A 10,880-nucleotide genomic window follows, 5' to 3' on the forward strand; every position below is an offset into this window, starting at 1 on the left:
GCTTGCGGGACGGTGTCATGCGTGCGGCTCCATCGGGTTGAGGCGTCGAGCGGATCGTGCCGCATTTTCGGCGCGCCGATAAGCGCTGTTTTTCGCAAGTCGCCGTTTCGGCCGCCGCCAGCGCCCGCCGCTCAAGCCTCGTGATCGACGACCACGCATTCGGTGCCGGCCGCGCGCGCCGCCGCGTCGATCGCCTCGGGCAGCCGGGGCAGCGCGAACGTGGCGGCGTCGCAGGCGTCGGGCCGCAGCAGGCCGGCCGCGATCAGCGCCAGCACGCCGCGCCCGGCATCGCGCGCATGCATGAACTGGCCGAGGATCTCCCAGCCGTGGCGCATCACCTCGGTATAGGGCAGCGGCAGCGGCACGGCCATGCTGCCCATCAGCACCAGGCGGCCGCCCGTGTTCAGGCTGTGCAGCGCGGCCAGCGTCAGGTTCGGATCGGCCGCGTTGCCGACCATGTCGAATGCGAGCGATACGCCCGCGCCGCCCGCCGCCGCGCGCAATGCCGCCGCGTCGGCCGCGACCTCGCCGCTGGCCGCCACCGCCACGGCGCGCGCGCCGGCTTGCGCCACCACCCGCCCGAGCGCCGCCGCGTTGCGCCCGAACGCGATCACGCGCGCCGCGCCCAGCGCGAGCGCGAGCGGCACCGCCGCCGAACCGTAGGCGCCCGTCGCGGCCGACACCACCACGGTCTCGCCCGCGGCCAGCCGCCCTTTCAGCAGGCCGCCATAGGGCACCACGTAGCGCATCGCGGTCGCGAGGCGCCGTGCGTCGAGGTCGGGCAGCGCGTCGGCCGGCGTCAGCGCCGCCGCCGGCAGCAGCGCGTAGTCGGCCAGCGTGCCGTCGGGCCAGTCGTCCTGCATGCGCCGGCCGGCCTCGCCGCCGGCCGTCACGCCGATCAGCATCCGCGCCGGCTCGGCCACGTTCTCGCGCGCCACGCTATACGGCGAGATCATCACGCGCTGCCCGACCCGCAGGTGCCAGACGTCGCGTCCCACTTCGTGGACGATGGCCACGCCGTTGCCGCCCGGCACGAACGGCCGGGACGGCACCTGATAGCCGGGCAGCCGGCCGTCCACGTAGTCGCGCAGGTACGACATCAGCACCGAGGACTGCATGCGCACCACCACGGCGCCGGGCCGCGCGCGCGGGACGGGTCGATCGACGAGCGTCAGCGCGCCGCCGGGGCGCTCGAGCTGCCACGCTCGCATGAGGGTCGGCTGCATGAATGTCTCCTTCGAGAACGGTTCGGGGCACGGGGCACGACGCCCACGCCATGGATGAAGGATCTCGCATCGAAGCCGATGCTCATATAATCTTTTGCTCGATATTCCTATTCGATCGTACAGATATGGATGCATTGTCCGAGATGTTGTCGATGCTGCGCGTGTCGAGCGCGCTGTCGTCGCGTTTCGAGGGGCACGGTGCCTGGGCTTTCCGGTTTCCGAGCTATCGCCACGTCAAGTTCGGCTCGGTGCTGCGCGGGCAACTGTTCCTGTGGATGGACGGCGAATCGCGCCACCACCGCATGGAGGAAGGCGATTTCTACCTGCTGACCGACGGCGCGCCGTTCTGCTCGGCGAGCGATCCCGCGCTGGCGCCGGCGGACGGGGTGCGCTGCTACCGCGAGCATCGCGGCGCCGACGACGTGGTGCGTTACGTGAGCCCCGACCCCGGCCCCGGTTCGCTGCCGCTCGTGAGCCTGTCGAGCGGCCGCTTCACGTTCGAGAACGAGCTGTCGGCACTGCTGCTCGCGCATCTGCCGCCGCTGATCCATCTGCGCGCGGCCGACGTGGCCTCGCACGCGCTCGGCCACGTGCTCGCGCTGGTACACAGCGAGACCGAGACGGCGCGGCCGGGCGCCGACGTCGCGCGCGCGAGCCTCGCGACGCTGGTGCTGGTCCATGCGCTGCGCGCCTATCTGGCCACCAGCGACGCGCCGGCCGGCTGGCTCGGCGCGCTGGCCGACGCCCGCATCGGCCGCGCGCTGTCGCTGATGCATGCGTCGCCGGCCGAGCGCTGGACCGTCGACTCGCTGGCGGCGGCGGTGGGGATGTCGCGCACCGCGTTCGCGCAGCGCTTCCGCCGGCGCGTGGGCAGCGCACCGCTCGAATACCTGCAGGCCTGGCGCATGTCGCTGGCCATGACGGCGCTGTCCGGCTCGGACGAGTCGCTCGCGCGGATCGCCGAGCGCGTCGGCTACCTGTCGGATACCGCGTTCAGCATCGCGTTCAAGCGCAGCACCGGCGAGAGCCCGGGGCGCTTTCGCAGCGCGCGGCGCAAGGGCGTGGGGGAAGCGGCGCCGGCTTGAAGCGCCGCGGGGCGGAACGCGGCCGATCGCGCCGCGTCGCCCGCGGCTTCGCTGTCGCGCTTCAACGCTGCCTCGCGCCGGCCTCGCCTCGCCTCGCGGGCGGATCGGGAAAGCTAGATCGCGAAATCCACGCCCGTCATCCGCTCGCTCAACGTCCACAGGCGCCGTGCCGCCTCGCCGTCGATCGCCCACGGCAGCACGCCGTCGAGCGGCTGGTGGTCGGCCGGCACCGCCGCCGCGATGTCGTTGTCCTCGCAATACACGCCGCCCAGCCCCGCCAGCGCCGGGCTCGTCGCGCACCAGACGGTGGTGGCCGCGCCCTGCTGCGGGGTCTTGTAGCTCGCGCGCAGCGCCGCCGGGATCTCGCCGTTCGAATCGCGCCAGCCGACGCGCTGCATTTCCTCGAGCGGGATCGAACGCTGCAGGCCGGTCTCGATCCGGCCCGGATGCACGGCGAACGCGCGCACGCCATGCCCGCGCGCGCGGCGGTCGAGTTCCACCGCGAACAGCACGCCGGCCGTCTTCGATTGCGCATAGGCGGTCCACTTGTCGTAGTCGCGCCGCCGGAAGTCGGGATCGTCGAAATCGAAGGCGGCCCACCGATGCGCGCCCGACGACAGCACCACCACGCGCGCCGCCCCGGCCTGCCGCAGCGCGGGCCACAGTCGCGCGGTCAGCCGGAACGGGCCGAGATGGTTGGCGGCCAGCTGCGCCTCGTGGCCCTGCGCCGTGTAGTGCAGCGGCGTGGCCATGATGCCGGCGTTTTGGATCAGCAGCGGCAGCGGCTGCCCGCCGGCCAGGTATTGCGCGGCGAACGCATCGATCGAGTCCGCGTCGAACAGGTCGAGTTCGGCGATCGTGGTGCGCGGCAGGTCGCGCAGCGCCTCGCGCGCCTTCGCCAGCGTGCGCGCCGGCACGATCACCCGCGCGCCGGCCTCGGCCAGCGCACGCGTGGTCTCGAGGCCGATGCCGGAGTAGCCGCCGGTGACGATCGCGGTCGTGCCGTGCAGGTCGATGCCGGCGACGACCTCGCGGGCGGTGCGTGTCGCGTCGAAACCGGAGTGGATGGGCGTTTGCATGCTCGACACGGGAAGGCTCCTGAGGTAACGATGGCCCGGGCGGGCCGGAGCCTGCGATGATCGGGCAGCCGGCGCGGCTTTCCCATGCTGGTTCGTGCGCGATTCCTTGGCGATCGTCCGGCCTTGCCGGTCGCCGATGCCGGCGCCGGCCCCGGGTCGCCTCGGCTTGCGCGGCGCAACATGCGGGTATATGCTCGCGTGCATGAACACGCCTTGCCTCTGCACCGATCTGCGCCAGGCCACGCGCCGGCTGACCGAGTTGTACGATGCCGCGCTGGCATCGCTCGGCATCAACATCGCCCAGTATTTCCTGCTGCGGACCATCGGCGGGTATCAGCCGGTGAGCCTGACGGAGCTGGGCCGCCATGCCGAGCTGGATCGCTCGACGGTCGGGCGCAACGTGAAGGTGCTCGAGCGGATGGAACTGGTCGGCACCGGCCGCGAAGGCAGCGACCTGCGCGAGGCGCTGGTGTCGCTGACGCCCGCGGGCAAGGCACTGCTGCGCAAGGCCACGCCGGCGTGGGAACGCTGCCAGCAGGGTGTCGAGGCGCGGCTCGGCGCCGGCAACGTCGAGGCGCTGCGCACCGCGCTGGTGCGAATCGACGCGACGCTCTGATCCCGGCGCGACGGCGCGCGTGGCCGGCACGAGGTAGAACCGGGCGGCGAATGCCGTCGCAATGCGGGTACCTGCCCGCGAAACCCGAGGCCGGCGTGCGCGCCGCCGCCCTCGCCCCGAACATGGAGCGCACGACATGAACCCTCGACGGCCCGGCATCGCGGCGGTTCGACGTGGCCGCCCGACACCGGGTATCACCCGGCCCGGCCTGCCCCGCCAGCGTCGCGACAGCCGCCGCGTCCGCGCGGCCGCGGCTCATGCCCCGGCACCATCGCACCATCCCGTTTCCCGCGCCGCGACCGGCGCCGTGCCGCGAGCGGGCCACCGCCCGCCCGGCGCCGCCTCGCGCCCCCTGCCCTCATCGCATCCGACTCCGGAGGTTTCATCATGACGACTCGCGACATCGTACTTGCCCACCCCGTGCGAACGGCCATCGGCACCTACAACGGCACGCTCAAGAGCGTCCCCGCCACCGAGCTCGGCGGCGTGGCGATCCGCGAAACGCTGCGGCGCGGCGGGCTCGACGCCGCCGAAATCGGCGCGGTGATCATGGGCAACGTGGTGCAGGCCGGCAACCGCATGAACCCGGCGCGCCAGGCCTCGATCGGCGGCGGCCTGCCGGTGGAAGTTCCCGCGCTGACGGTCAATCGCGTCTGCGGATCGGGCGCCCAGGCCATCGTCAACGCGGCCATGGAAATCGCCTACGGCCTGCACGACGTGGCGATCGCCGGCGGCATGGAAAACATGGACCGCGCGCCCTACCTGCTCGATGGCGGTCGCTGGGGCTACCGGATGGGCGACGCGAAGGTGGTCGACAGCATGCTCGGCGACGGCCTGCTCGACGCGTTCTCGGGCGAGCATTCGGGCTGGCACACCGAGGATCTGGTCGCGCGCATGGGCCTCACTCGCGCCGAGCAGGACAAGTTCGCCGCGCGCTCGCAGCAGCGCTTCGCGGCGGCGCAGGAAGCCGGCCGCTTCAAGGACGAGATCGTTGCCGTGGAGATCGAGGGACGCAAGGGCGTGCAGCGCTTCGACACCGACGAGGCGCCGCGCCCGGAAACCACCGAGGCCGTGCTCGCGAAGCTGAAGCCGGCATTCCGCCCCGAGGGCACCATCACGGCCGGCAATGCGCCGGGCCTGAACAGCGGCGCGGCGGCGATGATCGTGGCCGAGCGCGGCTTCGCCGAGGCACGCGGGCTCGCGCCGCTCGGCCGGCTGGCCGGGTTCGGCGTGGCCGCCGTGGAGCCCGGGATGTTCGGCATCGGCCCGGTGCCGGCCGTGCGCAAGGCGCTGGCGCTGGCGGGCTGGTCGCTCGGCGACGTCGGGCGCGTCGAGATCAACGAGGCGTTCGCGGCCGTGCCGATCGCCGTGGCGCGCGAGCTGGGCCTGTCGCTCGATATCGTGAACGTCGAGGGCGGCGCGATCGCGCACGGCCATCCGATCGGCGCCACCGGCGCGATCCTCGTCACGCGCCTGCTGCACGCGATGCGTCGCGACGGCATCGCGCGCGGGATCGTGACGCTCTGCATTGGCGGCGGGCAAGGGATCGCGCTGGCGCTGGAAGCGCTGTAAGCGTCATCGCGGGCGGAGGCTCGGGCAAAGGCTCGGGCGGCCTGAGCGGCGCTGCGGCCCGTGAATTTCGAGGCGGCCGGCCGGCGGTAGTACCATGCCGGCTGCCTTGCCCGCGAGCCTTGTCTTTCCGTCGTCGCGCCGGCCTTGCAGAGGCCATGCAGGGGGCGCTTCAGAATCCGGACAATAAAGCACGTTAAGCCGCGACGCCCCGTGGCCATTGGCTTTGGGGTTAGCGTGCGGTGAAAGCGTTGTTCATTTGCCGCGCCCGCTCGATATCGTCGCCATGCAGGTACATCGAAGTCGTGGCGATCGACGCGTGGCGCAGGTTGTCGCGCACCGCGATGAGTTCCGCTCCGCGCGCGAGGGCGTGACTTGCATGGCTATGGCGCATCCCGTGGGGGCTTGCACGGCGCAGTTTTCAGCGACGGCGGGGTGGTCAGACTGGATCACGTCGGCAGCCTGCCCGAAGAAGCGCCGCATGATGTGCCACAGACGCCTGCCGACGATACCCGCATCACCGTCCTCGCCAAGACTCGCAACCAGCGGTGTTCTTGGCACCCAGCGTTGCGGGGTAACCGTTAACCGCCGCTGAACCAGGTACTGGTCCAGCGCGCTGCGGGCCAGCGACGGCAGCGCGACTCGCGCGCGCTTGCCGCCTTTGCCGGTCACGTCCAGCCAGTGATCGCCCCATTCATCGCCCTGCACGTCGCCCAAGGTCGCGCCGACCAGTCCACTGGCACGCAATCCCGTCGCATACCCGAAATCCAACAGGAAGCGCAGTCGCTGCGGGTGCCGATGAACTAGCGGAGATCAATCAGGACGGAAAGCCATACCCGCCTGAGATGTACGACACCAAAACCATCAAGCTGGACTGGGTGCTCAAGTTCGCTCGCGCCAAGGAAAAATTCGACTATCTGGTCAATGAGGCTATTCGTTCGCCGGTGGCCAAGGAGGTGCTTGAAAGGAAACTTGTGCCCTACAAGGATAGCGTGACCCTACTGGACTGCGCAGATATTTGCGGCAACGACACCGCCAGCCTGCATCATCACTTCCAGTTTCAACTTGCAGCCGTTGATGGCTCATTCGGGCAGAAAATCAACGTATTCCTGCACGATCTGGAGCGCAGAGGTGCGCCGGATGACCTCACCGGCGCGCTCGGCTCATTCAATTTCTACGCGGCCCTCGGGCACGCCCGCTTTCACTGGGATGTAGAGTCACGGCGAACGAGAGCCGAGGTGAAGGGGATCTGGGTGTATGTGAAAGATAACTACACATTCACCGACAGGCAAGGCGATCGCTCGCAGTATCTGGGACACTGGAGCAGCGATGGCGTGATCGTCATCCCGCTCGACGCGGTTGCGGCGACCTCTCCTTATGTTCCTTACGTCGAATCATCCGTTACCCTTCCGTACATCAATGCATCCGTTGCTCTTGGCAGTCCGGTTATCAAGGGCGACGTCTACTATCCCGTACACAACAGCGATTTCCGAAAGTGGGCAATCAGGCACCATCGGGGCGGTGACTTCGTCATCTATTCCGACCGTCGCTATGTTCCGGTCGTCCCGCCAATCACGATAAACCTATGAAGCTCTTCAATCGCATGGTGCTATTTGTAGCGGCTGTTGGCATGCTTTCCTTCTGCCTTACCGAGCGCACCCCGCATGGTACGGATTGCCAGAAATCAGCGTCTCCAGATGAACTTTACATAGCCGAACGATGTTTGCTCAAGTGGATTCCGGGTGGAAATTCAGAATATGTTGGGCGAGTCTTCACGAAAAACGGCAAGTTGCTGGCACAGCGCACGTTCAGCACGCCCGTTGCGGATTTTATATGGTCTGACGGTGTGTGTGCTTCCGACGGTCCGGAGTTGCCCGAGGAATGCACTGGTCCCGGTGTCCTGTTTTCCCGTGGGGACCCCAGTCAGGGCGATTCCAGCATCTCGCTACCGCCTTCCTGGTGGGACAGGTTTCTTGCGGCGCGTCCGCGCCTGTAGTGGAACTCACCCCACCTTGCCGGTTTGTCGTGCCCCCACCTCTGCCGTGCTGTTGATCGGCGCAGCGTTGATTGCAGATAACGCTAGACGCCCGTAACCACATGGCTTTGCCGCTTGCCGTGCTTTGTTTTACGAATTCCGAAGCGGGACCAGGCAGGCGGGCGCGCCAGACGACCCAACGATGTCGCCCGAGCCGCTCGCTGCCTTCGACGCCACGACGGGTCATCCGGACCCGGATGCCGCGTGGTCCCGGATAGCGCCGGCGACGAACGAAGTCATGGCCCTCGTCCGCGTGCAGCGTGCCCGGACGCTTGCGCAGGCCTGGTACCGGCAATGGCATCACGCGTGGGCTCGAATGCCATCGAAAGCAGACCATGTGGCGTGCGCGGCATCATGTCCCGGTTGGGTTGGCCACGCTGGTTACTTCTTCAATTCCTCGGCCGCCTGCTCGATCATTGCCCGCATCTTCTCGAGTTCGCCCTGCATGCTCGACTCGGGCGAGCCGTCATGCATGGAGAGGCGACCCTCCTTGCCGAACGGGTTGCTCATGAACGGCGGCATGCCCATCGGCGCGAAGTCCTCCAGCGAAACCGTCTCTTCGTCGGCCGTCGTCGTGTGTGCGTTTTGCTTGCTGGTCGATTCGCTGATGAACGGCGGCATGCCCATCGGCGCGAAGTCCTCCAGCGAAACTGTCTCTTCGTCGGCCGTGGTCGCGTGTCCGCTTTGCTTGCTGGTCGATTCGCTGATGAATGGCGGCATGCCCATCGGCGCGAAGTCCTCCAGCGAAACCGTCTCTTCGTCGGCCGTGGTCGTGTGTCCGCTTTGCTTGCTGGTCGATTCGCCGATGAACGGCGGCATGCCCATCGGCGCGAAATCGTCCAGCGAAAGCGTCTCCTCGTTGCCCGACGCAAGCGGCAAGCCGGGGCTCGGCGACGACGGCTCCGAGAACGCGCTCATCGACGTGGCGGACGACGTGGACGACCACGGCGAGGACAGGCTCGAAGACGATGCCGAGGAAGACGATGCCGTGGACGCACCGCCCGACGACAGGCGCCGCGTCGGAATCTTCAGCGGCGGCAGGCTCTGGCGCTGGCGCGCGGACATCGCCGACGGCGATGGCGAGGCGGACGGTCGCGAGACCGAGGAAGCCGCCGGGCCATAGGCACGCTCGAGCGCCTGCTGGCTGACCCTCACGCCGGCATCGAGCGCGCTGTCCACGCGCGCCCGAAACGCGGCCTGCTCGCTCGTGCCGCCGGACGCAGGCCGGAGGCTTTCGGCGATCGCCGTCTGCAGCGCCGGATCGTAGGCGCGCTCGAGCGCCTGCTGGCTGACTTTCACGCCCGAGTCGAGCGCGCTGTCCACGCGCGACTGCAGGCTGGCCTGCGGTTCGGCCGGCTGGCCCGCGCCGTCAGGCATCGACGCCAGACTCGCCGCGATGCCGGCCGCGAGCGCCTCGTCGTTGGCTTCCTGCAATTCCTGCTGGCTGACGCGCCCGCCCGTCTGCGCGGCGCGCGCGAAGCGGGCCTGCTGAGGCGTGAGCATCGCGGCATGCCGGACGCCCGGCTGGCCGCCGCGCTCCATGCGCGTGAGCCCGGACAGCATCGAATCGGGCCGGCCCTGACGCGAGGGCATCGGCGGCGCTTTCGCCTCGGCCGGTTGCCCGTCGGTGGGCGACAGCGGACGACTGAGGTCGGTACTCGATATGCGTGACGGTTTCATTCCGGTTTCGGCAAGGTTCCGCGGTGGGCCCGATGGCGGCGGTGCTGGCGCATCTACGATGCGCGCCATGCCCGCTACGAATCAGCCAGATATAGCAGCCGCCGAGGCCTGCCGCAGCGAGAGTCCGAAGCTGCAAGCCGCCTTGCGAACTTTCCGGCATCAGTCTTCCCGCGCCGCGTCCGCGTTTCCGGCTCGATTCCCCCCACGCGAACGAGGTCGGCCATTTTGCCGGTTGTCGTTTGCGCGCGGCGGACCGACACTGCCGGATACGCCAACCGGGCCCTCTGCCCGATTCCCGCGATCCCCGCGCATCGGGCCCCGCCGCCTGCCGCGCTCGCCCGCCCATCTTCATGGAGCCGCTCACCGACATGCCCACCGACACCTCCCGCGTTCCCACCCATGGCCTCGAACTGCGTTCGCTGATCACCGCGCAAGGCGAACTGCGGCTCTGGTTCGAACGTGTCCCCGTGCCGACCCCGTCCGCCGCCGAGATCGTCGTGCAGATCGAGGCCGCGCCCGTCAATCCGTCCGACATCCTGACCCTGCTCGGGCCGGCCGATATCGCGACGCTGGCCTGCGAAGCCGGCGCCGACGGTGCCACGCCGGTCACGACGGCCACCATCCCCGCGGACCAGCTGCCCTCGATGGCCGCGCGCCTGGACCTGCCGCTCGCGATCGGCAATGAAGGCGCCGGCACCGTGGTCGCGGCCGGCGAGCAGGCGTGCCATCTGCTCGGTCGCCGCGTCGGGCTGCGCAGCGCGCACGGTACCTACGCGCAATATCGGCTGGCAGCCGCGGCCGAGGTGCTGGTCCTGCCCGACGGCACCGCGGCCGAGGCCGGCGCGTCCGCGTTCATCAATCCGCTGACGGCGCTGTCGATGCTCGAAACCATGCGCACCGAGGGCCACGCGGCGATCGTCCATACGGCGGCGGCCTCGAACCTCGGGCAGATGCTGGTGAAGCTGTGCGCGGCCGACGGCGTGCCGCTCGTCAACGTGGTGCGCAGTGCCGCGCAGGCGGACCTGCTGCGCGGGCTCGGCGCGCAATGGGTGCTGGACAGCTCGGCGCCCGATTTCGACGAGGCGTTGGTGGCGGCGGTCGATGCCACCAGCGCCACGCTCGCGTTCGACGCGATCGGCGGCGGGGACATGGCGCAACGGCTGCTAGTCGCGATGAACGAGGTCGCCACGCGCCGCATGACGCGCTACGACCGTTACGGCTCGCCCACGCACCGGCAGGTCTACCTGTACGGCACGCTGGACCCGCGCCCGACCGTGCTCGACCGGCGCTTCGGGATGGCCTGGGGCATGGGCGGCTGGCTCGTGACGTGGCGGCTGCAGCAGTTCGGCCCGGCGGTGGCGGCACGCATGCGCGAGCGCATCGCGGCCGAACTCGACACCACGTTCGCGAGCCGCTACAACGAGCGGATCGCGCTCGAACAGCTGATCGATCCCGACACGATCCGCCGCTTCACGAAGCGCGCCACCGGGGAAAAATTCCTGGTCGTACCGGCGCCTTACGCCTGAGATCGCCGGGCCCGCCGACGGCTGATTGCGATCGCGGCGCCCGCGGAGCGGTCACGGCGCGCCT

General features: G+C 69.6%; 9 protein-coding genes and 2 pseudogenes. 6 read left to right on the forward strand and 5 right to left on the reverse strand.

Annotated features, from left to right (window positions below):
* Positions 1–131: 131 nt before the first annotated feature.
* Positions 132–1,226, reverse strand: a complete 1,095-nt coding sequence (locus bpln_RS25660) for a zinc-binding dehydrogenase (RefSeq protein ID WP_244131939.1) — start codon at positions 1,224–1,226, stop codon at positions 132–134.
* Between the two features lie 125 nt (positions 1,227–1,351).
* Here bpln_RS25660 and bpln_RS25665 point away from each other — a divergent pair, with 125 nt between their 5' ends.
* Positions 1,352–2,311: an AraC family transcriptional regulator gene (locus bpln_RS25665; RefSeq protein ID WP_055140387.1), complete on the forward strand. Its 960-nt coding sequence runs from the start codon at positions 1,352–1,354 to the stop codon at positions 2,309–2,311.
* A 113-nt stretch (positions 2,312–2,424) separates the two neighbouring features.
* On the opposite strand, the gene bpln_RS25670 is transcribed toward bpln_RS25665, so the two are convergent.
* The gene (locus tag bpln_RS25670; RefSeq protein ID WP_055140388.1) at positions 2,425–3,399 is read right to left on the reverse strand and encodes an oxidoreductase; all 975 of its coding nucleotides are present in this window, start codon (positions 3,397–3,399) and stop codon (positions 2,425–2,427) included.
* 193 nt (positions 3,400–3,592) lie between these two features.
* On the opposite strand from bpln_RS25670, the gene bpln_RS25675 reads away from it, so the two are divergent.
* Entirely contained in the window at positions 3,593–4,006 is a 414-nt protein-coding gene (locus bpln_RS25675) for a MarR family winged helix-turn-helix transcriptional regulator (protein WP_042629442.1), read from the forward strand.
* A 387-nt stretch (positions 4,007–4,393) separates the two neighbouring features.
* A complete protein-coding gene (locus bpln_RS25680) occupies positions 4,394–5,578 on the forward strand; it encodes a thiolase family protein (RefSeq protein ID WP_042628005.1) in 1,185 nt (394 codons plus the stop codon).
* A 229-nt stretch (positions 5,579–5,807) separates the two neighbouring features.
* Here bpln_RS25680 and bpln_RS33405 read toward each other — a convergent pair.
* Positions 5,808–6,364: pseudogene (locus bpln_RS33405) on the reverse strand (tyrosine-type recombinase/integrase); the annotation flags it as partial.
* Here bpln_RS33405 and bpln_RS25690 point away from each other — a divergent pair.
* Together bpln_RS25690 and bpln_RS36165 are read left to right on the forward strand one after the other, a co-directional pair.
* Positions 6,322–7,164: a DUF6402 family protein gene (locus tag bpln_RS25690; protein ID WP_226993811.1), complete on the forward strand. Its 843-nt coding sequence runs from the start codon at positions 6,322–6,324 to the stop codon at positions 7,162–7,164. The pseudogene bpln_RS33405 and the gene bpln_RS25690 sit on opposite strands and share 43 nt — an antisense overlap.
* A complete protein-coding gene (locus bpln_RS36165) occupies positions 7,161–7,571 on the forward strand; it encodes a hypothetical protein (protein WP_148654183.1) in 411 nt (136 codons plus the stop codon). Before bpln_RS25690 ends, bpln_RS36165 begins: the two co-directional genes overlap by 4 nt.
* Positions 7,572–7,734: 163 nt before the next feature.
* Here bpln_RS36165 and bpln_RS37965 read toward each other — a convergent pair.
* A pseudogene (locus bpln_RS37965) lies at positions 7,735–7,887 on the reverse strand (IS5/IS1182 family transposase); the annotation flags it as partial.
* 104 nt (positions 7,888–7,991) lie between these two features.
* Positions 7,992–9,290, reverse strand: coding sequence for a hypothetical protein (locus bpln_RS25695; protein WP_148654184.1), 1,299 nt, complete (start codon positions 9,288–9,290; stop codon positions 7,992–7,994).
* Positions 9,291–9,658: 368 nt separating this feature from the next.
* On the opposite strand from bpln_RS25695, the gene bpln_RS25700 reads away from it, so the two are divergent.
* Positions 9,659–10,816 carry a zinc-binding dehydrogenase gene (locus bpln_RS25700; RefSeq protein ID WP_055141223.1) on the forward strand — a complete coding sequence of 386 codons (1,158 nt, stop codon included), beginning with the start codon at positions 9,659–9,661 and terminating at the stop codon, positions 10,814–10,816.
* Positions 10,817–10,880 lie beyond the last annotated feature (64 nt).

This window comes from Burkholderia plantarii, assembly GCF_001411805.1.
Taxonomy (GTDB): domain Bacteria; phylum Pseudomonadota; class Gammaproteobacteria; order Burkholderiales; family Burkholderiaceae; genus Burkholderia; species Burkholderia plantarii.

Excerpts from the sequence above, each read along its gene's own strand:
- bpln_RS25675 (WP_042629442.1), top strand. The coding sequence starts at position 3,593 with ATGAACACGCCTTGCCTCTGCACCGATCTGCGCCAGGCCACGCGCCGG.
- bpln_RS25665 (WP_055140387.1), top strand. The coding sequence starts at position 1,352 with ATGGATGCATTGTCCGAGATGTTGTCGATGCTGCGCGTGTCGAGCGCG.
- bpln_RS25660 (WP_244131939.1), bottom strand. The coding sequence starts at position 1,226 with ATGCAGCCGACCCTCATGCGAGCGTGGCAGCTCGAGCGCCCCGGCGGC.
- bpln_RS36165 (WP_148654183.1), top strand. The coding sequence starts at position 7,161 with ATGAAGCTCTTCAATCGCATGGTGCTATTTGTAGCGGCTGTTGGCATG.
- bpln_RS25700 (WP_055141223.1), top strand. The coding sequence starts at position 9,659 with ATGCCCACCGACACCTCCCGCGTTCCCACCCATGGCCTCGAACTGCGT.
- bpln_RS25695 (WP_148654184.1), bottom strand. The coding sequence starts at position 9,290 with ATGAAACCGTCACGCATATCGAGTACCGACCTCAGTCGTCCGCTGTCG.
- bpln_RS25680 (WP_042628005.1), top strand. The coding sequence starts at position 4,394 with ATGACGACTCGCGACATCGTACTTGCCCACCCCGTGCGAACGGCCATC.